At 67.7% G+C, this 22384-nt stretch carries 11 protein-coding genes and 1 tRNA gene; 4 read left to right on the forward strand and 8 right to left on the reverse strand.

The genetic code is table 11. The annotated features are described in order from the left end of the window. Positions 1 to 10: 10 nt before the first annotated feature. The 7 genes from pth to C8E96_RS11695 form a co-directional block, all read right to left on the reverse strand. Positions 11 to 586, reverse strand: a complete 576-nt coding sequence (pth, locus tag C8E96_RS11665; protein WP_091378780.1) for an aminoacyl-tRNA hydrolase — start codon at positions 584 to 586, stop codon at positions 11 to 13. Between the two features lie 75 nt (positions 587 to 661). Continuing rightward, positions 662 to 1282, reverse strand: a complete 621-nt coding sequence (locus tag C8E96_RS11670) for a 50S ribosomal protein L25/general stress protein Ctc (protein ID WP_176926789.1) — start codon at positions 1280 to 1282, stop codon at positions 662 to 664. 208 nt (positions 1283 to 1490) lie between these two features. Next, entirely contained in the window at positions 1491 to 2606 is a 1116-nt protein-coding gene (locus tag C8E96_RS11675; RefSeq protein WP_091378771.1) for a VanZ family protein, read from the reverse strand. A gap of 84 nt (positions 2607 to 2690) precedes the next feature. Further along, a complete protein-coding gene (locus C8E96_RS11680; RefSeq protein WP_091378768.1) occupies positions 2691 to 3671 on the reverse strand; it encodes a ribose-phosphate diphosphokinase in 981 nt (326 codons plus the stop codon). Continuing rightward, the gene (gene glmU / locus C8E96_RS11685) at positions 3668 to 5164 is read right to left on the reverse strand and encodes a bifunctional UDP-N-acetylglucosamine diphosphorylase/glucosamine-1-phosphate N-acetyltransferase GlmU (protein ID WP_091378765.1); all 1497 of its coding nucleotides are present in this window, start codon (positions 5162 to 5164) and stop codon (positions 3668 to 3670) included. The genes C8E96_RS11680 and glmU overlap by 4 nt, the downstream gene beginning before the upstream one ends. Positions 5165 to 5244: 80 nt before the next feature. After that, complete coding sequence (locus C8E96_RS11690; RefSeq protein ID WP_091378761.1) at positions 5245 to 6987, reverse strand: GGDEF domain-containing protein; 1743 nt, start codon at positions 6985 to 6987, stop codon at positions 5245 to 5247. Between the two features lie 82 nt (positions 6988 to 7069). After that, positions 7070 to 7140 (reverse strand) — tRNA-Gln (locus C8E96_RS11695). 314 nt (positions 7141 to 7454) lie between these two features. On the opposite strand from C8E96_RS11695, the gene C8E96_RS11700 reads away from it, so the two are divergent. Both C8E96_RS11700 and C8E96_RS11705 read left to right on the forward strand, forming a co-directional pair. Continuing rightward, positions 7455 to 8393, forward strand: coding sequence for an acyl-CoA desaturase (locus C8E96_RS11700; RefSeq protein WP_091378756.1), 939 nt, complete (start codon positions 7455 to 7457; stop codon positions 8391 to 8393). 101 nt (positions 8394 to 8494) lie between these two features. Next, a complete protein-coding gene (locus C8E96_RS11705) occupies positions 8495 to 9091 on the forward strand; it encodes a TetR/AcrR family transcriptional regulator (RefSeq protein ID WP_091378753.1) in 597 nt (198 codons plus the stop codon). 72 nt (positions 9092 to 9163) lie between these two features. On the opposite strand, the gene C8E96_RS11710 is transcribed toward C8E96_RS11705, so the two are convergent. Beyond that, on the reverse strand, positions 9164 to 11866 hold the full coding sequence (locus tag C8E96_RS11710; RefSeq protein WP_166657952.1) for a tachylectin-related carbohydrate-binding protein: 2703 nt from the start codon (positions 11864 to 11866) through the stop codon (positions 9164 to 9166). 396 nt (positions 11867 to 12262) lie between these two features. Here C8E96_RS11710 and C8E96_RS11715 point away from each other — a divergent pair, with 396 nt between their 5' ends. After that, positions 12263 to 21817, forward strand: a complete 9555-nt coding sequence (locus C8E96_RS11715) for a LamG-like jellyroll fold domain-containing protein (protein WP_133794358.1) — start codon at positions 12263 to 12265, stop codon at positions 21815 to 21817. Then, the gene (locus C8E96_RS11720; protein WP_133794360.1) at positions 21810 to 22370 is read left to right on the forward strand and encodes a hypothetical protein; all 561 of its coding nucleotides are present in this window, start codon (positions 21810 to 21812) and stop codon (positions 22368 to 22370) included. The genes C8E96_RS11715 and C8E96_RS11720 overlap by 8 nt, the downstream gene beginning before the upstream one ends. The last annotated feature ends 14 nt before the right edge of the window (positions 22371 to 22384 follow it).

A 22384-nucleotide genomic window follows, 5' to 3' on the forward strand; every position in this document is an offset into this window, starting at 1 on the left:
TCAGCTCCAGTCAGGATGCGTGAAAGGCGTTCTGCGCGGCTTCGAGACCCTGGGCGACCAGGGCCTCCACCGCGTCGGCGCAGCGGTCGATCTCGAACGCCAGCTCCTTGCGCTCCGCCGCGGCGAAGTCGCGCAGGACGTAGTCCGCGGGATCCATCCGACCGGGTGGCCTGCCGATGCCGAACCGCACCCGGTGGTATTCCTTGCTGCCCAAGGACTTGGTGATCGACCGGAGTCCGTTGTGGCCGTTCTCGCCACCGCCGAGCTTGAGCCGGACCGTGCCGAAGGGCAGGTCGAGCTCGTCGTGGATGACGATCAGGTTTTCCTGTGGCGCCTTGTAGAACTTCGCCGTGCCGACGACCGCGCCACCGGAGAGGTTCATGTACGAGCGTGGCTTGGCGAGCACCACCCGGGTGCCCGCGAGCCGCCCCTCCAGCACGTCGGCGCCGGACTTGTGTGCCTTGAACTTGCCGCCCACCCGCGCCGCCAGTTCGTCGGCGACGAGAAATCCGATGTTGTGCCGATTGCCCGCGTACTGCGGGCCGGGGTTGCCCAACCCCACGACGATCATCGGTGCGTCGGTCATCTCAGCTCCTGTAAATCACCGATGCCCCGGACCAGCGAACGACTGGGCCGGGGCATCGGAAGATGATGCAGGGACTCAGCCCTCGGAGCCGTTCTCGCCCTCGGTGGACTCGGCCGCCGGGGCCTCGCCACCCTCGGAGTCCATCTGCTCGGCGGTCGGAGCGGCGTTCACCGCGACGACGAGCGCCTCCGGGTCGGTGACCAGGGTCGCGCCCGCGGGCAGGGGGATCTGACCGGCCTGGATCTGGGTGCCGATCTTCGCGCCCGCGATGGAGAACTCGATGCCCTCGGGGATGTGCAGGGCCTCGACCTCGATCTGCAGGGTCGACAGGTCGTGGGTCAGCAGCGAGCCGATCTCGGCGTCGCCGGTCAGCGTCAGCGGGACGTCGACGGTGACCTTCTCGCCGCTCTTGACGAGCAGCAGGTCGACGTGCTCGATGTAGTTCTTGAGCGGGTGCGTGGTGACCGTCTTGGTCAGCGCCAGCTCGATGCCGTTGCCGATGTTGAGGGTCAGCACCGCGTTGCTGCCGTGCTCACGCACGACGCGAGCGAACTCCAGCGCGGGCAGCGCCAGGTGCTTGGGGTCGGAACCGTGTCCATAGAGCACGGCGGGGATCTTGCCGGCGCGGCGGGTGCGGCGCGCTGCGCCTTTGCCGAATTCCGTGCGCTGCTCGGCAGCCAGACGTACCTCGGACACGGTGGTGCTCTCCTTGCTGATCATGCGGCGGGGGCGCGACTTCTCAGTCGGGGCGGCAGCCTGCGGCAGCGGGTGCGGAGAGCGTGAATACACGTACGGTTGGAAACCGCCACGTCGATCACGCCAGGCGCGAAAGCCCGCCTCGCCGAGGCAACCCGGATAGTTTACGCACGACGTGGACACCCGGCGAACCGGGGGCCACAACCGCCTATCGGCCGCTCTCCACGGCGGCGTCCCGATGGGCCACTTCAGGGCCGGTGTCGACGCCCGCGCGGGTGTCGGCGACCCGCAGGCCGGCGATCACCCCGGAGAGCCCGCGGTGGTCGCGCGGCCGCCACGCCATGACCCCGCTGACGAGCAGGAGAAGCGTGCCCAGGCCGCTCCAGGGGGTCGCGGTGAGGATGAAGTACCCGCCGGAGCCGACCAGGAAGCGCACGAGGATTCGGCCCACGGAGGGCTTCGCGCCGTCCGGTCCGAGCGGTCGCAGCAGCACCGCCCGCTGCCCCAGGGTGGCGCCGTCGCCGAGGAGCGGGACCAGCAGCAGGACGACGGCGACGGGCACCGCGGTGCCGAGCACCCAGGCGGGCGGCGCCTGCCGATCGAGCAGCTCCTGCGACACCAGGATGGCGACCACCTGCAGCAGTCCGCCGAGGATGACAACCGCCACGAGGTCGAGCAGCATCCCGAAGAGCCTGCGGCGGGTGGTGACCGGCCGCGGCACGTCCGGCGCCTGCCTGACCCGCCTTCGCGGCACGGCCCGCAGCACGGGGGCGAGCAGGTAGCCGATGGCGCCGCCCGCGGTGTTCGCGAGGAGGTCGTCGACGTCGAAGAGCCGGTACGGGCACCCGAACAGGCCCCAGACGGCGGTCAGCTGGGTGAACTCGATGAACAGCGACACCACGGCGGCGCTGCCGACCACGGTGACCGGGCCCCGCCGGAACAGCACCCTGCCGAACATCCCCAACGGGACGAACAGGGCGACGTTGAAGACGAACTGCTGCACCGCCGGGTTGTGCAGGGTCGCCCGGATACCGCTGCCGACCTGGTCGGCGCGGATGTCGCGGAGGAACTGCAGCGGCCGCAGCTGCGGGTGGTCGACCGCGTGCGCGGCGCACCACGCGGCCGTGGTGTCGGGGACGGGCAGCAGCGTGTAGGTCCACAAGGCGAGCGCGTAAACCAACAAGCCGAACGCGAGGAACGCGTGTCCGAGGCCGAATTCCCCGCGCCGCCGATAGCTCCACGCCACGTAAGGCAGCACCAGCAGGAACGCCAGGACCGTCCCGCCAAGGAAGGCGAGGATCGCGGAGAGCTGAGGATCGGTCACCCGGCGTAACTTAATCGCCGGATCTGGAAACCGCCTGTCGTGCGGGCGGGCTCAGGTCCTGGACCTGGCCCGCCCGCACGCGGGTCAGGCGTCGCCGTCGAACAGGGACGTGACCGAGCCGTCCTCGAAGACCTGCTGGATGGCCCGGGCGAGCAGCGGCGCGATCGACAGCACCGTCATCTGCGGGTAGCGCTTCTCGTCCGGGATCGGCAGCGTGTTGGTGAAGATGATCTCCTTCGCCCCGCACTCCGACAGCCGCTCGCGGGCCGGGCCCGACAGCACGCCGTGGGTGGCGGCGATGACGACGTCGGCGGCGCCCTCGTCGAGGAGCTGGCTGACCGCCTTGGCGATCGTGCCGCCGGTGTCGACCATGTCGTCGATCACCACGCACAGCCTGCCCTCGACCTCACCGACCACGCGGTTGGCCACGACCTCGTTGGGCCGCAGCGGGTCGCGGGTCTTGTGGATGAACGCGATCGGCGTGCCGCCCAGGTCGTCGGCCCACTTCTCGGCCAGCTTGGTGCGGCCCGCGTCCGGCGAGACCACGGTGATGTTCGACGCCGGGTAGTTCTCCTTGATGTAGCGCGAAAGGAGCGTCTGCCCGAAGAGGTGGTCGACCGGGCCGTCGAAGAAGCCCTGGATCTGCGCGGTGTGCAGGTCGACCGTCATGATCCGGTCGGCGCCCGCGGTCTTGAACAGGTCGGCGATCAGGCGCGCGGAGATCGGCTCGCGGCCCTTGTGCTTCTTGTCCTGCCGGGCGTACGGGTAGAACGGCATGATCACGGTGATCCGCTTGGCGCTCGCCCGCTTGAGCGCGTCGACCATGATCAGCTGTTCCATGACCCACTGGTTGATCGGCGCGCAGGCGCTCTGCATCACGAAGGCGTCGCAGCCGCGGACCGACTCCTCGAACCGGACGAAGATCTCGCCGTTGGCGAAGTCGTAGGCCGACTGCGGGGTGATCGTCGTGTTGAGGTGCTTGGCCACCTCTTCGGCGAGCTCGGGGTGGGCTCGGCCGGAGAACAGCATGAGGTTCTTCTTCGGGACCCCGGATTTGGTGCTCATGAACGACCCTCGCTGTTCTGCTCGTCCTGCGTGCGGGCCTTGGCCCGTTCCGCGGCCTCAGCGGCCGCGGTACCCGGGCGGCGATTGACCACCCAGTCGTCGAAGTTGCGCTGCGGCCCGCCGGAGACGGCCAGCGCGCCGGGCGGCACGTTGCGCCGGATGACGGTGCCCGCGCCGGTGTAGGCGCCGTCGCCCACGGTCACCGGGGCGACGAACATGTTGTCCGACCCCGTGCGCACGTGGGACCCGACGACGGAGCGGTGCTTGGCCACGCCGTCGTAGTTGACGAACACGCTGGCGGCGCCGATGTTGCTGTGCTCGCCGATCGTGGCATCGCCCACATAGGACAGATGGGGGACCTTGGACCCCTCGCCGATCTCGGAGTTCTTGACCTCGACGAACGTGCCGATCTTGCCCTTGGCGCCGAGCTTGGTGCCGGGCCGAAGGTAGGCGAACGGGCCGACGGCGGCGTCCGCGCCGATCTCCGCGCCGCTGCCGTGCGTGCGCACGACGGTCGCGCCCGCGCCGACGATGACGTCGGTCAGCGTGGTGTCGGGGCCGACAGTGGCGCCTTCGCCGATCGTGGTGGCGCCCTTGAGCTGGGTGTTCGGCTCGATCAGGACATCACGGGCCAGCTCGACGCCCGCCTCGATCCAGGTGGTGGCCGGGTCGGTGACCGTCACGCCCGCGCGCATCCAGCCCTCGACGACCCGGCGGTTCAGCTCGGCGCCAAGGCGGGCGAGTTGCACCCGGTCGTTGACTCCCTCGACCAGCCACGGGTCGTCGCACACCAGCGCGCCCACCCGGCGTCCGTCGCCGCGGGCGATGCCCAGCACGTCGGTCAAGTAGAGCTCGCCCTGGGCGTTGTCGGTCGAGAGCCTGGACAGGCCGTCGACCAGGACCTCCGCGTCGAACGCGTAGACACCGGAGTTGACCTCGGTGATCTTGAGCTGCTCGGCGCTCGCGTCCTTGTGCTCGACGATGCCGCTGACCGACTCGTCGCCCGCGCGCACGATCCGGCCGTAGCCGGTCGGGTCCGGGATGTTCGCGGTGAGGACGGTGACGGCGTTGCCGCGCGCGGCGTGCTCGTCGAGCAGGGCGGTGAGCGTGGCGGTGTCGAGCAGCGGCACGTCGCCGTAGGTGACCAGGACCGTGCCGGTCAGCTTCGCGGGCAGCGGCGCCAGGCCGCACGAGACGGCGTGGCCGGTGCCGTCCTGGGTCTCCTGGACGGCGACGGTGACGTCGCGGCCGAGGTCTTTGCCGACCGACTCCAGGTGCGCGCCGACGGCGTCGCGGCCATGGCCGAGGACCACGACCAAGTGCTCCGGCTTGAGGCCCGCGGCGGCCCGCACGGCGTGCTCGACCAGCGGGCGCCCCGCGATCCGGTGCAGCACCTTCGGTGTCGCCGAGCGCATCCGGGTGCCCTCACCCGCGGCCAGGATCACTGTGCTGACCTGACCGAGACGCGCTCGGTCCGGGGTGGTCGCGGACATCGCTCTCCCTCGTTTGGCTAAACGACAGGCGCGGGTCGGCTCCGGCAGGTAAACGGATCGACTCCGGCCGGGAGTCGATCCTACGTGGTCTCCGGGACGACCCACGAACGGTCATCCACAGGGGCGACCAGCTCGGGTCGGGGCCGCTCCGGCTCGCCCTCGCCCGCGGTGATCGCCACGATGTCGTTGCCGCCGCCACGCTTCGCCTGGTACATGGCCGCGTCCGCCCTCGCCAGGGCTCGCACGGCGGTCTCCTGGGGGCGCAGGGACACCACGCCGATCGACAGCGTCACACCGTGGGACAAATCATTCGGCAGGTTCGCCACAGCGTTGACCGCGCGGCGCAGCGCGGCCTCCGCGGCGTAGAGCGGGGCGCCGGGGAGCAGGACGATGAACTCGTCGCCGCCGTAGCGGGCGACCATGTCGCTCCCGCGAAGAGCGTCACGCAACGTGCTGGCGACAACGCGCAGGACGTCGTCGCCCTCGGCGTGCGACATCCGGTCGTTGACGCCCTTGAAGCCATCGAGATCGACCAGCGCGATGGCCAGCGGATGGTTGTTGGGCGAGGTCGACAGCGTCTCCAGGCGCTCATCAAGCGCGCGCCGGTTCGGCAGGCCGGTGAGCGGGTCCTGCAGGGCCTGCCGGGCGATCGCGCCGTGCATCCTGGAGAGCCGCTCGTGCTCGCGGCGGGTGTTCAGGGTGGCGATCCGCGACTCGCGCATGTCCCAGAGCTGCGCCTCCAGCTCGGTCGCGTAGTGCTCCAGCGCGCCCGTGGTCCGCTCGCCGCCCTCCGGTCCGGACAGCCGCGCGTACTCGCGGATCAGGCACAGCCGCAGGGTCGGCTCGGCGGCCTCCTGGTACATCCGCGACCGCGCGTCGGCGAGCACCGAGACGGCCTCTTCCTCGCGGCCCTCGTGCTCCAGGCAGCGGGCCAGCGCGATCGCGACGATGACCAGCTCGCGCGGGTAGCTGCCGGAGTCGAGCAGGTGGCGCAGGCGGTCGATGTGCGCGGCGGACGGCTGGGCGAGCGCGAGGGCGGCGCCGACGATCGGGTCCTGGTCGGCGGCCGAGCGGCTCGGGTCGCGCGGGAACAGCGACTCGCGGAACGGCGCCTCGATGGCCACGGCGATCGCGGCGGCCGTGGCGAACCGCTCGGCGGCGCGCTCGTCCTCGCCGATGCGCTCCAGCCGCAGGCCCCAGCCCAGCAGCAGGCGCGCGCGGTTCATCAGGTGCACGGCGATCAGGTGGGGTCCCGCGCTGGCCCGGATGCACTTGTGCGCCCGGGTCATCACCTGGTCGGCGACTTCGTAGACGCCGAGCTGGGTGAGCACGGTCCCGATGTCCATCAGGGTGGACGCCATGATCATGTCCCAGGTGCGGCCACCGAGCATGACGTCCGGGGTGATGTCCTCGTCGAGCATGGCCAGGGCCACGGCGGCCTCGGTCAGCGCGGCGTCCTCGGCACCGGCGAGGAGGAGCCTGCGTCCGCGCAGCGCGTGCGCGTCGGCCTGCAGGACGAGGAGCCCGTGTCTACGCGTGTGCGCGAGCAGCTCGTCGAGGAGGGGCTCGGCGGAGTCGGCCAGCTCGTTGTTGACCACGCGGACCGCGACGGCGGAACGCAGGAGCTGGGCGACCATCCGCGGCTCACCGCGGTGCTGCGCCTCGGCGAGCAGGCGGTCGACCTCGTCGGTGTACTTCAGCCGTTCGGGGACCGAGGTGGTCTGGATGATGGCGAGCAACTCGCGAGCGCGACCGACCAGCCAGGCGTCGGAGCGCTCCTCCAACGCGGGCAGATCCGGCTCGACCCGCTGCTCGTCGTCCACGAAGGCTGGTGCACCCCTTTTCGAGGTCCGGTAATACGTCCACCTATCGCTTGCTTCACCACTGTCGTCACTGTCACCACTGCTCCGCCGCCAGGATTCGAACCTGAACCATTGGAACCAAAATCCAAGGTGCTGCCTTTACACCACGGCGGATCGCGAGCGGTCTGGCCGCTCGATGGGGACATCGTGGCACGGGTGTCCGCTGGCAGGCAGCAGTACCCGCTGGATTGGTCCCCGCTCGCGTCCGATCGGGTGTTAGCGCCGTCACAAGTCTTATAACCAGTGACCGGATGGATGCTGAGCGTTTCTTGCCGGATCAACATCATCGGTGTCGACAACGGGGCATACGTCGAAATTGGAGGTCTCGGCACTGGCCTGCCCGGGTAGCCCGTCCTTACGCTGTCGTAAGTTACGGCTCCGTAGGCGAGGGTCGCCTCACCTACGGCTGGCGGAAGGAGCGGACACCCATGACGACCACGGCGGACCCGAAAGTCGGCGGCGGCTCCAAGCCCATCATCGAGGGCAGGCGCAACCTCGCGACCCGGATCGCGGTGTACATCTTCATCCTGGTGCCCTTCGCCGCGCTGATCGCGGCGGTGCCCTTCGCGTGGGGCTGGGGGCTGGGCTGGGTCGACGTCATCCTTGCGGTGTTCTTCTTCTACCTTTCGGGTCTGGGCGTGACTGTGGGTTACCACCGTCTATTCACCCACGGCTCGTTCAAGGCCAACCGGCCGCTGAAGATCACCCTCGCGGTCATGGGCAGCATGGCCGTGCAGAGCCCGCCGATCACCTGGGTCGCCGACCACCGGCGCCACCACGCCTTCTCCGACCGCGAGGGCGACCCGCACTCCCCGTGGCTGTTCGGCACGTCCCCGATGGCCCTGGCCCGCGGGTTCTGGCACGCGCACATGGGCTGGATCTTCGACCACGACGTCACCAACAAGGAGCGCTTCGCGCCCGACCTGATGGCCGACAAGGACATCGTCGCGGTCAACCGGCTGTTCGTCGTGTTCACCGGCCTGACCCTGGTCATGCCCGCCGTCCTGGGCGGGCTGATCACCTGGTCCTGGTGGGGCGCGCTGACCGCGTTCTTCTGGGCGGGCCTGGTGCGCATCGCGATCCTGCACCACGTCACGTGGTCGACGAACTCGATCTGCCACATGATCGGCGACCGCCCCTTCACCAGCCGCGACAAGGCGTCCAACTTCTGGCCCCTGGCGATCCTGAGCTTCGGCGAGTCCTGGCACAACCTGCACCACGCGGACCCGACCTGCGCCCGCCACGGCGTCCAGCGGGGTCAGATCGACACGTCCGCCCGGCTGATCTGGATCTTCGAGAAGCTCGGCTGGGCGACCGACGTCCGCTGGCCCACCGAGGCCCGTCTGGCGAAGATCGCCGCCAAGTAACCCCATCTCGCCTCGCGCTCAGGCCGTGGGCCTCTACTGTTGGTCCGGTGGCCAGGCGTGAACCCAAGACCGATCCGGGACCCGCGGTGGCCCGTGTCCGCATGACGGGCAAGGAGCGCAGGCAGCAGCTCCTCGACGTCGCACGGGCCCTCTTCGCGGAGAAGGGCTTCGACGGCACGTCCATCGAGGAGATCGCTCACCGTGCCAACGTCAGCAAGCCGGTGGTCTATGAACACTTCGGCGGTAAGGAAGGCATCTACGCGGTAGTGGTGGACCGCGAGATGCACTCCCTGATGGACGGCATGACCGACGCGCTTTCCGAAGACGCCCACCCCCGGCTGTTGTTGGAACGCGCCGCGGGCGCCCTGCTCAACTACGTCGAGGGATCGACGGACGGCTTCCGCATCCTCGTCCGCGACTCCCCGGTCGCGTCGGCCACGGGAACGTTCTCCAGCCTGCTCAACGACATCGCCAGCCAGGTGGAGCACATCCTGGGCATCCAGTTCAGCAAGACCGGCTACGAACCGAAGCTGGCGGCGCTCTACGCCCAGGCTTTGGTCGGCATGGTCGCGTTGACCGGGCAGTGGTGGCTGGAGGTGCGCAAACCGAAGAAGAACGAGGTCGCCGCACACCTGGTGAACCTGGCCTGGAACGGACTGTCCAATCTGGAGGGAAAGCCCACCCTCCGCGAACGCTAGCGTGGCGCGTTCCGCATGAGACGAGCCTGCCCTCGGACGCGTGGTCCGAGGGCAGGCTTCGCTCTCAGCGGGTTACTTGACCGAACCCGTGCTCACCTTCGCGTCCACCTTGCGCGCCTGCTTGCTGGTGCGTGCCGTCGACGCCGACATGGCGGCTCCGGGGTCGGAGGTGTACGGGGTCTGCTGGACGAGGAAGTAGGACCCACTCTGATTGAGGAAGAAGATCCGGCACTCGGTCCCCGACACCGAAACGAGGCTGGGGTCCGTCTGCGCTCCCGAATCGAGATTGGTCTCCCAGATACGCCACACATTCGATCCCGGCGCGATCTGGCCGGTCCGGTAGACGTAGTCGTCGTCACCCCGTGCGGCGATCTCGACGATGCCGTGCGGGTTCAGGATGACACTGGGTGAGCCTTTGACGGTGAGACCGCCCACAAGCTGCCAGCCAGTGAATCCGTTCGCGCTCTCCTTCTGGGTGTAAAGGTTGTTGTCCGCGCCTCGCGTGACGACCTGGACGTTGCCGTCCGCGAAGGCCACCCCGCTCGGCACACCGGCCGCCACCAACCCGGTCGTGGCGCGGGCCGCCTGCAGCGTTCCGTTCTGGAACTTGCGAACCTCGACCACGTTGCCGGTCGTGCGATACACGATCTCCGCGCTGTCGCCCGTCGGGATAACGGTGAAGTCGACGGAGATCGCCGAACCCGCGACACCGTCAGCCTGCCGCCACGGCAACAGGTCACCGGTGGTGCTCACCTGCGTGGCGTACCAGAGCTTTCCGGCCGCGTCGATCGAGAACGCGGTGAGCAGACCGCCCGCGCCCTTGACCAACTGTGGGCTGGACACCATCGAGCCGCGGATGTCGGCGGGCGCGTTCCAGTTGAACCCGCCGCTTTGGGTGTAGGTGAAAGCGTCGGCGTTGGTCCGGTTCGCGGCCAGCACGAGCTTCCCGTCGGCACGGAACGTCGCGGACGCCCGACCGGTGAAGGTGACGCCGCCCGCGTCTCCGCCTGCCATTCCCTGGAAGTCGATGAGTTCGGTGCCCTGGTTTCGCTGGACTCCGCGCTTAAGCACACCGAGTTCGTCGACGAAGGCGAACTCCAGGATGTTGTTGGCCGGGTTCAGCAGACCCTGCGGCCGGATGATCGCGGACGCGGGGACGGTAGGCCGGGTCACCGTTGTCGGGTTGAGTGGCGAGCAGGTGTTCGTGGTGGCACTGGCGTTTCGGATGCCGGACCAGCCGGTGGACAGCGCCGCGTACCCGATGGTCCACACGTTCGCCTGCGGGTCGTACCGGTACTCGGCGAGTTGGCCGGTGTCGGAGGTGATGCCGTAGATGATGTCGGCGCCAGGGGAGAAGACCTGGCGGTGGACGTTCCACCCGCCGCCGGCGAGTTGGCGGTTGAACGTGACCCAGCGCTGTGAGACCACGTCGTACTGGTAGCGGAACAGGGTTCCGCCGCCGATCGCCGGGTCACGGGCGTAGAGGACGCCGTTGCCCGCGGCGACGATCAGGTCGTACTTGCCCCAGTCGTTGGCCAGCGTTCGCACGGTCCAGCTCTTGCTGGTTTCGTTGTACTGGTTGACTTCCAGTGTGCCGTTCGACAGCACGTTGTAGATGTTGTTGTTGGAGTCGACCGTGATCCGGTTGACGTTGGCCGCGTCGCTCCAGCCGTACCAGCGATTCGTGGCGAGCACCTCGTAGCTGTGGAAATCGGTGCCATTCCATTGCCAGCGCCGGAGTTCACCGTTTCCGGGAAGCCAGAAGACGTGGCCGTCGCGGCCTGCCAGCACTCGACCGGACCAACCGCCGCCGCCGAAGTTGCCGCGGCCCCACATGTCGTTGATCCCGGTCTCGGGCTCGTTGTGCTCGTTGATCCACATTTTGTCGTCGGTGCTCGCGCCGAAGATCGTCACAGACGGCTTGCACTGCACGATCGTGTCCGCTGGCGTCGTCGACCCGCAGTTGTTCGTGGTGGCACTGGCGTTTCGGATGGTCGCCCAACCGGTGCCGAGGGCCGTGTAGCCGTTCGGCCAGGTGTGCGTGTGCGGGTCGTACCGGTACGCGGTGAGTTGGCCGGTGTCGGAGGTGATGCCGTAGATGATGTCGGCGCCGGGGGAGAAGACCTGCCGGTGGATGTTCCAGCCACCGCCGGAGAGTTGGCGGTTGTAACCAAGCCACCGCTGGTTGGCGACGTCGTACTGGTAGCGGAACAGGGTCCCGCCGCCGATCGCCGGGTCCCGCGCGTAGATGACACCGTTGCCCGAGCCGAAGATCAGGTCGTACTTGCCCCAGTCGGTCGCCAGCGTACGGACGGTCCAGTTCTTGCTGGTTTCGTTGTAGATGTTGACTTCCAGCGTGCCGTTCGACAACACGTTGTAGATGTTGTTGTTGGCGTCGACGGTGATGCGGTTGACGTTGGCCGGTTCGTCCCAGCCGTACCACCGCTTTTCCTGGAGCAATTCGTAGCTGTGGAAGGTGGAGCCATTCCATTGCCAGCGCCGGAGTTCACCGTTTCCCGGCAGCCAGAACACGTGTCCGTCGCGACCGGCGAGGACGCGACCCGACCAGCCGCCCCCCTGGTTGCCGCGGCCGGTCATGCTGTTCGCGCCGGTCTCGGGCTCGTTGTGCTCGTTGATCCACATGGTGTTGTCGGTGGAGGCGCCGAAAATCGTCACACTCGGCGTGCACTGCAGCGACACCGCGGCACTCGCGACGTTGGCGTTGCCCGCGACCAGTGGCAGCCCGACGACCGCCAAGGCTCCGATCAAGGCCACTTCCGACAGTCTTCGTATGGCGCGACTGACTGACTTCATTGCTGATTTCCCCTCAGTAGGTCACTTGCCGCGAAATGTATACACGGCGCGCGCGGCGACGGAAGTCTCTGTGACCTGTGGATCTTTTCGTCCAAATGGCGCAACAGGCACTCTTGACACGTTCTGTGGGGCGCTGATAAAGCGGTGGTAAATGTCGTGAGCCACATCACAAGATGCCTTGTCTCGCGTCGAGTCTGCATACGATCTGGGCACTTGACTGGGGTCGAGCATCCTCGCGCCTGCACGGCGTGAGTCTGGGTCGTGGGTTCTGGGGAAGGGTCCGTCGTGGCTGGAGTCCGTCGTTTCGCGCGCCCGAAATCTGGCCGCCTCGCTACTCGGCCGATCTGGTTGTTGCTGGTGGTGACCCTTTTTGCGGGCACAGTCAGCCCTTCGGCGGTGCCCTTGGCGGGCTCCGGTTCCGCCGCGGCGCTCGGCGACGCCCGAGGGCTGTCGCCGAAGCAGCGTTGGGGATCGGCCGAGGGCAACCCGCACGAGGCGGGTGGTGACGGCCTGAATTACGGCAAGCCCGTCTCCGAGCGGTCGAAGTATGTTCAGCCCGAATTGAAATCGAATGAATCGCCGCGGAATACCGCGAAGATCATGTCGGCCGCCGCCCGACCGACGGGCTTTGACGCCAAGCGCAGCGTTGAGATCCCCGATCTCAGAGGCCAATATGAACGCGTTTTCCACAACGCCGATGGCACCGAGACGACCGAATTCAGCCATCAGCCGCTGAATTTCCGGCAGCCCGACGGCCGGTGGCAGCCGATCGACCCTAAACTCACCGCCGACCCCACGGCGGCCGAGACCTGGTCAAACACCGCGGACTCGGTCCAGACCAAGATCGCCGCGAGTTCCGCGGCCCAGCAGCTTGTCCGGCTCAACCTCGACGCCGAGCATCAGATCGCCTACGGCTTGGCCGGGGGACGCGCGGTGCGCGGACAGGTCGACGGGACGACCGTCATCTACCCCGGGGTCGTCGACCGAGCCGACCTCAAGATCGAGTCACGACCGGGCGGGGTCAAGGAAGTCCTGGTCCTGCATGACGCCCAAGCGCCTCGCCGCTGGGTCTTTCCGCTGCACCTCAAGGGATTGACGGCGAAGCTGGTCGATGGCCGCATCGCCATGCTCGACGTGGCGGGGAAGGAACGCGCGCAGATCCCGCCAGGCTTCATGACCGACTCCGCCCAGGCGACGGAAACCTCCTCGGCCGCCACGTCATTCGGGGTCACGTACCGGCTCATCGAGACCGCGGGCACGACCTCCCTGGAAGTCACTCTCGACTCGGCGTGGCTCGACGACCCGGCGCGGAAGTTCCCGGTGCTCGTCGACCCCACGGTCGAGGAAGTGCGGTCCAACACGAGCATGTACGTCGAGGGTTCGCGCAAGGTCGACAACACCGATGAACTGCGCGTCGGCAACGCGGGCGCGGGCAGTGCCGCGTCCTACATCGCCTTCCCCGGCCTGGAGACCAGGCTGCGCAACCACAAGGTGTTCGGCGCGCAGTTGCAGGTGGTCAACTTCGACGCTCCATCGTGCAAGCCCGCGCCGATCACCGTGCACGCGGTGACCGCCCCTTGGTCAAGCAGTTCGGCGTTCCCCGGTCCCGCCGTCGGCGCGGCGCTGGCAGGCGCGTCCTTCGCGCACGGGTACATGGCCATCGGCCAGACCCGCTCCGCTTGTCCCGCGGGCGCGGAAGTCATCGATCTCGGTGTGCCCGGTCAAGAACTCGTGCAACGCTGGGTTCGGGGGGAACAGGCCAACCACGGCTTGTCGCTGCGCACCTCGTCGGCTTGGAAGAAGCTCACCGGCAGCCGCAGCGCGAACCCGCCGAAGCTCTACATCACCCACACCCCGTACGACGCGGGCTACACGATCGAACAGCCCATCCCGAACCCGCCGGTCACCTCCGTGCAGTCGGGCAAGGTCCGGGTGAACGTCGCCAACCGCGGCGCGCTCACCTGGACGACTGCCAACTACGCCTTGGCATACCGGGTGTTCCGCGCGGACAACGGCGAGCGGGTCGGAGAGGTCGAGGCGAGCAGTCTGCCGCGCGACGTGCCGCCCGGCGACAACATCACCCTCGACGCCACTGTGCGCCCGCTGCCCTATGGCAGCTATGTCATCGACTTCACCATGGTCCACCGCGGCGTCGCGTACTTCACCGACGAGCAAGTGGCGCCCGCACGGATCTCCCTGGAGGTCTTCAACGTCCCGCCCGTGATCACCGCGGTGTACCCGCCTTCGGGACACAGTGTCGAGACCTTGACCCCGCAGCTCTGGGCGAGCGCGCAGGACCACGAGAACGACCCCCTGCAGTACCGGTTCGAGGTCTGCGAGATCGACCCGTTCGGCAATCCGGCCAACTGTGTGAACTCCGGATACCAGGCCGAGGCGTTCTGGACGGTCACCGCGGGCAAGTTGCACTGGGGCAAGACCTACCAGTGGAGGGCCTTCTCGTTCGACGGAAACGGGGAGAGTGAGGAGGTTCGATTCTCCGCGCTGCTCACGTCGGTGCCGCAGCCCGAGGTCACCTCCCGCCTTGGCAACGCCCCCTACACCGGCGGCGAACTCGGCTTCGACCCGTTGGTAGGCAACTACTCGACGGCGGCGATCGACCTCGCGGCCGCGACTGTCGGCCCGGAGCTCAACGTCGCGCGCACCTACAACAGCCTCGACCCGCGGCGGAACCTGGCCTTCGGCACCGGATGGGCCTCGCGCTACGACGTGCGGGTCATCCCGGACGGTGACGGCTCAGGCAACGTGATCCTCACCTACCCTGACGGCCAGCAAGCCCGGTTCGGCCGCAACCCCGACGGGACCTACGCACCACCGCCGGGCCGGTACGTCACGCTCACCGCGGTGCCCGACGCCCAGGGTGGCGGCTGGACGCTGACCGACAAGGACCGCACGGTCTTCACCTTCCGGTTCGACGGCGGTCTGGTCAGTATCCGGGATGGCGCGGGCCGGACCGTCGAGTTGGCCTACAACGTCGCTGGCGACCTGTGGAAGGCGATCAGCCGCACGAGCAACCGCGCGCTCGAATTCACCTGGTCGGGCGGGCACGTCACCGAGGTCAAGTCCGACGCGGTGGCGGGCACCAGGCTTACCTGGATCTACCGCTATGACGGCGATCGGCTGCTCGAAGCCTGCAACCCGGAACAGCACTGCACCCGCTACCAGTACGAAACCAGCTCGCACTACCGCTCCGTCGTGCAGGACTCGCGTGCCGATTCCTATTGGCGGATGGGCGAAGCGAGCGACGTCGTCGCGCAGAGCCAGGTCGCCTCGAAAGCAGGTAGCGACAACGCGACCTACGTCAACGTCAACCACGGCTACGTCCCCGCGGCCCTGTCCGCCAGTGCCGACAAAGCCGTTCAGCTTCGTGGCAACGATTCCTACGTCAAGTTGCCCGACCAGACCGTAAACAAACACCGCGACCTCGCGGTGGAACTGTGGTTCAAGACCACCTCCGCGGGCCCGCTCGTGGGTTACCAGAACAAGCCCATCGATCAGACCTCGACCGATGGCGTGCCCATGCTCTACGTGGGTGAGGACGGCAAACTGCGCGGGCAGTTCTGGCACGGCCGAGTCGACCCGATCACCACGAGCGGCATCGTCAACGACGGCGCGTGGCACCACGTGGTGCTGTCGGGTTCCCTTGCCACCCAGTCGCTTTACCTCGACGGGAACAAGGTCGGCACGAGTGCGGGCGTGATCGATCACCCGTGGCTCGCCCACACGCAGATCGGCGCCGCGTACTCCGTGTCGCAGTTCCCCGGCATCGCCACCGGTCGGCGGTTCCTCGCCGCGGAGATCGATGAGGTTGCCTTCTACGCGCGACCCCTCGGTGATCTCGCGGTCAAGTCGCACTACGCCGCGCGTTCCGGGGGCGACCAGGTCACGCGGGTGACTCTGCCGAGCATGCGGGTCGCGGCGAGCATCGCCTACGACTCGGCCAACGACCGCATGCGCGAGTTCACCGACGCCAACGGCGGCCGGTGGCAGCTCGTCAACCCGACGGTGGGTGGCGGCCCGGAGAACCTGATCCGCACGGCGTCGGTGATCGACCCGGCGGGCAGGCCCCGGTTCTATGACTATGACGCGCTCAAGGGCCGCATCCTGCGCCAGAGCACGCCACTGGGCACCGGTGTGCGCGCCGAAGACGTGATCGGTTCGCAGTGCACGACCGGCGCTGACGGCATCATCCGGTGCAAGGGACAGGTCGTCGCCTTGGGCGTGCGGCTGTATGACTACGACACCGCGGGATTCCAGACTTCCATCACCGACGAGCGAGGCGACCGCGCGTGGCTCACCCACGACGACCGCGGCAACCTGGTGTCGAAGAAGAGCTGCCGCGCCACCGGGAACTGCCAGACCTCGTACTTCGAGTACCAGGCGCCCAATGGTGATCCGACCGATCCGCGGACCGACAAGCTGATCGCGTCGCGCGACGCCCGTTCGTCCAGCGCGACCGACAACACCTACCGGACAGCGTCGACGTACACCGCGTTCGGTGATCTCGCGACCGAGACCAGCCCGGACGGCGGCACGACGTCGCACGCCTACACCGACGGCACCACCGCCGCGGTCGACGGCGGTACCGAACCGATGCGACTGCTCAAGTCGACGACCGATCCGCGCGGAGCGCTGATCCAGTATCGGTACTTCCGCAACGGCGATCTCGCGGAGACGGTGTCCCCCACGGGTCTGCGCACCACCTACGAGTACGACGTCCTGGGCCGAATGACCAAGGAGACGGAGTTCCCGGAGGCTTATCCCCTGGGCGTGAGCACCACGTTCGGGTATGACGCACTGAGCAGGCTGACGACCACGACCGGGCCGACCACGACGAACGCGGTCACCGCGACGACGCACGTCGGCACGACCGTGACCGGCTATGACCTTGACGGCAACGTCACCAGGGTCGAGCACAAGGACAGCTCCGATCCGGCCAACTCGAGGGTCACGATCTCCGAGTACGACCAGCACGGCAGGCTCAGCAAGACCATCGGGCCGCAGGGCGACGAGGCGTCGTACGGGTATGACAGCTTCGGTAACCAGACCTGGGTGGTCGACGCCAACGGCGTCAAGACCGAATACCGCTACACGGCGCGAAACAAGCTCGCCGAGGTCCGGCTCCGCGGCTGGCATGGGCAGGCAGTCACACCCGGGGAGCCGACCACGGGGGATAGCTCGGTCGGCACCGACTTGGTCCTGGAGTCCTACACCTACGACGACGCGGGCAGGCTGCTGCGCGAGGTGGACGCGATGGGCCGGGCGATCGAGTACCGGCACTTCGCCGACGGCCTCGTTTCCAAGGTCATCGCGCGCGACGTGGCCGACCCGGTCACCGGCGGCAAGCGCGACGTGGTCCTGCAGGACAACACCTACGACGCGGCGGGCCACCTGGTCCGCCAGGTCGGACCGGGCGGGCGCGTCGTCGCCCACGAGGTCGACGCCACCGGTCGGCTCACCGCGACCACTGCCGATCCCGACGGGCTGCGGCGGCGCACGGCCTATGAGTATGACCTCGGCGGCAACGTCACCAAGGTCACGCGCACCGGCGCCTACTCCAACGCGGGTCGGTTCGCAGCTTCGTTCGCCGAGGTCGTCGAGTACGGCTTCGACTTCGCGGGCAGGCAGACAAGCGAGACGCAGCGGGGGCCGTCAGGCACCAGCACGACGACAACTGGTTACGACCAGCGCGGCCTGATCACCAAGGTCGTGTCCCCGCTGGGCAACGTGGCAGGCGCCAACCCGGCCGACCACACCACCGAATACCGGTACGACCAACTTGGCCGCACGGTCGCGACGGTCGCGCCGAAGGTAAAGGTCGAGAACAACGGGGCGGCCCCGGTCGACGCGCGGCCGGAGACCGTCCTGGGCTACAACGCCTTCGGTGAACTAGCCGCACGGCGCAACGCCCAAGGCGATGTCGTGCGGATCTCCTACAACCGGCTCGGCCAGCCGGTCCGCACCGAATCGCCTTCGTACCGGGCTCCCGGGGCGACCAGTTCGGTCACCTCGGTGACCACCACCGAGTACGACGCCTTCGGCAAGCCAACGGTCGTGACCGACGCGGCGGGCGCGGTCACCAGAAACCGCTACGACCAGCGCGGTCGGCTGGTGGAGAAGCAGGACCCGAACCCCGACAACCCGAGCCAGGGTGGTGGTGTCTGGCGGTACGAGTACACCCACACGGGCGAGATCTTGGCCGTGACCGACCCCACCGGCGCTCGCGTCGAGTCGACGTACGACGAGTTCGACCGTCCTATCACGACCACCATGCTTGAACGCAAGCCGACCGTGGCCGCGTTCACCACACATCTCGCCTACGACGACGCCGGACAACTCGTCAAGGCGACCTCGCCGACCAACGAGGTCACACGGTTCGCCTATGACGCCCTCGGCCAGCGCACGAGCGTCACCGATCCCGCGGGCGTGGTGACCCAGTTCGGCTATGACAGTTTCGGCAACAAGGTCTGGACGAAGGACGCCAAGGGCCGTGCCTCGCTGGTCAAGCTCGACGCGTCGGGCAACACCACCGGCGAGTTCGATTTCAACCCGGCCGGGCAGATCATCGCCCGGCGGTCATACAGCCACAACGCGGCGGGCGCGGTGCTCGCCGCGACCGACGCCATGGGCAAGACCACCCGCTTCAACTACGACGCGGGTGGTCGGCTGACCCAGCGGGTCGAGCCGGTCAGCGACACCGACACGATCACGACGTCGTTCGGCTACGACGCCTCCGGCAGGCGGACCCGGGTGACCGACGGCCGCGGCAACAACACCCTCTATACGTTCAACAGCTTGGGACTGCCGGAATCGGTGATCGAACCGGCGACGGCGGCACACCCGAACACAGCCGATCGCACCTGGACCGCCGCCTACGACGCGGCGGGCCGGTCGGTGAAGCTGACTGCTCCGGGCGGCATCAGCCGAGACCGGACCTACGACGGGCTGGGCAGACTCGTTCGGGAGACCGGGGCGGGCGCCGAGTCGGCGACCACGGAGCGCGGCCTGGGCTACGACCCGGTCGGCAGGCTCACCAAGTCGACTACGGCCGTCGGTGACAACCTCTACACCTACAACGACCGCGGCCGCATGCTGACCGCGAACGGCATCTCCGGGGTCGCGTCCTACGACTACGACGCGCAGGGCCGACCTCTGTCCCGAGTGGACGGAGCAGGAACCACCGGCTTCACCTACGCCGCGGGCAGGTTGCAGACAGTTCAGGACGCGACAAGCGGCTCGCGGCTGACCTTCGGCTACACCACGGCCGGTGAACTCGGCAGCATCGACTACGGCAACGGCGTCGCCCGCGAATTCGGCTACGACGACTTCGGCCGTGAGGCGTCGGACACGACGAAGAACGCCGCCGGCGCACTGGTCGGCTCGATCGGCTACACCTACGACCTCAACCACCGGCTGACCAAGAAGGTCACCACCGGGACAGCGGCCGCCGGGGAGCAGACCTACGGCTACGACCATCTCGGCCGAGTCACGGCCTGGACCAACGCCGGGACCACCACCGGGTACGGCTGGGACAAGTCGGGCAACCGGGTGCTCAACGGCGCCAAGACGGCCACGTTCGACGAGCGCAACCGGGTGCTCTCCGACGGGGACTACACCTACCAGTACACGGCACGTGGCACGACGGCCTCGCGGACCAGTTCCGGGCTCGAGGAGAAGTTCGACTTCGATGCCTTCGACCGGCTCATCAAGGTCGGCGCGACAGTCCACAACTACGACTCGCTGGACCGCCCAGTCACCCGCGGCGGCCAGGCCTTCACCTACGCGGGCCTGGAGATGGACCCGGTCACCGACGGCACCGCGACTTACGGCCGCGGCGCGTCCGGTGAACTGATCTCGCTCGCGCAGGGAGCCGACAAGCGACTGCTCCTGTCGGACAAGCACGGCGACATCGTCGGCGGCTTCGCTCCGGGCGCGTCCGCGTTGGCTGACTCGACCGCGTTCGACCCGTTCGGCAAGCCGACCGCCACAGTCGGTGCCAAGCGCAACGTCGGCTTCCAGGGAGACTGGACGGCGCCGGACACCGGCCAGGTCAACATGGGCGCCCGGTGGTATGAGCCGAAGTCCGGTTCGTTCACCAGCCGCGACACCGTCGACCAGGGCGGCCCGGGCTCCGGCGGTCTCAACCGATACGTCTACGGCGTCGGCTCGCCGATCAACGGGTTCGACCCGGACGGACACGGCTGGTTCAGCGACGCGGTGAGCTGGGTCGGCGACAACATCAGCACGGTCGGGCACATCGCCCTCGATGTCGTCGGCATGATCCCCGTCGTCGGCGAGGTCGCCGACGGCATCAACGGCGTGTGGTATCTCGCCGAAGGCAACTACACCGACGCCGCGATGTCCTTCGCGGGCATGATCCCGGGCGTCGGAAACGCCGCCACGGCCGGAAAGTACGCCGCCAAGTACGGCGACGACGCCGTCGGCCTCGCCCGCGGCAGCGACAACGTGCCCCACCGCTCACCGGACTCACCGAACGGGAACCCCAAGCGCTACGACAACGACCTGCCAGGCAAGAAGGCGAACGGCAAGGCGGACGCTCCTGGCGGGGGCAAATCCATCCCGGACCCCCGCAAGATCGCCGCCGAAGCAGCCGCCAAGCGCGCCGCCGCCGCGAAGGCCGCCTTCCAGGCGGCGGTCGCTCGCACCTCGAAGGCCAAGGCCGCGGTCGCCCGGGCGGTCAAGTCGAACCCGCTGCCGACGGTCAAGGCGGCACTGAAGCCGAAGCTGGCCAACCCTCGCCACCTCGTGTCCACCGTGGCGAACGCCCCCGCGCGGATCGTCCAACAGGCGGTCTCGAACGTCCAAGACCTCAACAAGGTCTACGACTCGATCAAGGCCTCGATCCTGGGCGTGGGCAAGGAGATCATCCAGGAGGCGGTGCAGGCCCAGGTCGAACAGTTGGTCGCCTCCTCACCGCTGCCCTTCGCCGGTGACCTGCTGGACCTGGTGGGCAACCGGAAACGAGGATCCCCGAAGAAGAAGGGCCAAGACGCCCGCGCCGACGCCGGCGGCAAGACCTGCCCGATATCCAGCAGGTCAAGCCTGGACCGCCAGAGCTTCGACGGCTCGACCCCGGTCCTGCTGGCCGACGGCACCCGCAAACCCATCCGCGACGTCCGCGAGGGCGACAAGGTACTCGCTACAGACCCGACAACAGGCGAGTCCGGCCCGCGAACGGTGACCGACACGCGGTCGCACCAGGCGGAGCGGCTGCTGTACGAGGTCACGGTCACGACCGACTCCGGCGACGGCTCGCTGGTCGCGACCGACGAGCACCCGTTCTGGGTGGAGTCGCTGCAGAAGTGGGTGCACGCCCAGGATCTGAAGCCGGGATACACCTTCGAGACTGCGGACCACCGGCCCGCGACCGTGGCGGGCATCCGGGCACTGGCACCGGACCGTCAGGTCTACAACCTCACGGTCGACGGCCTCCACACGTACTTCGTGGGCCTATCGTCGGAAACCGGTGCGTCGCTACTCACACACAACGACGATGCGCTTCGGCCGCTTGACGAGTGCTTCCGTGAAGCAGCCGCTGTCAGGGATGAGGGCCTCGATCGTATGTACGCGTCGATGTCGAGAACTCAGGTCAACAAGAATGCCGCCATGATCGTCGGAGCGGTTGACCGTCGAACCGGTATCGCCGTGATTGGAATCAAACCTCCTAACCGCCTCCCGTACTGTGCCGAGGATGATGCGCGCTGCAAGTTGATCGAAAAAGGTGCGCGAAAGGAAGACATCGTTTATAGTACGCCCTATCTGCCTAACAGTCGAAAGCCTGCTCAGGTCTGTCCTCGTTGTCAGGAAAGAATTCCGCCTGAAATAGTTGAGCCTGGAACAGAGGGTGCGCCGGGAGGTGCTTGGGGTGGCTGATTGGAATTGGGAAGAACTTGACACTTCCATTGGTGGCGCCGAGAAGATCCCAGAGTGGGTCCAGCGGCTGTTGTCGCAGGACGCAAAAATTCGCGAGAATGCGCTGCAGACCCTGCTCTGTTATGTCGCAAACCAGGGCAGTTTATATACGGCAGCGGCAGGTGTCGTGGACGTGCTGTTGGATTATCTTGGCTCGGTAGGCAGGTTGCCCGCCGAGGCGTGGCATCTCATGAACTACATATTCGGCGCAGTTTCATGTGATGCGACTGTTGTAGTCGAGGGGCGTACCGTATCGCTGGACGGGTATGTCAAGGCGCGCATCACGTCACTTCTGCCCCTGGTGGACGAGGTTGTAGCTGATGTAACCATCGAAGAACTCGACGGTTTAACATGGGTGTTAATGCGTCTCGCCGAACGTTCATTCGCTGTGATCGAGATACTTGAAAAACATCTCTCTAGCGCGATGGGCGAAAGGCGCGCGTCCTTGGTTCAAGCGGTGGCAGACGCGCGTGACGCTTGGGAAGAAGGAAATCAGTTCTTGGGCGATGTGTGATGCCTGGTTCCAAG

This window comes from Actinokineospora alba (assembly GCF_004362515.1).
Taxonomy (GTDB): Bacteria; Actinomycetota; Actinomycetes; order Mycobacteriales; family Pseudonocardiaceae; genus Actinokineospora; species Actinokineospora alba.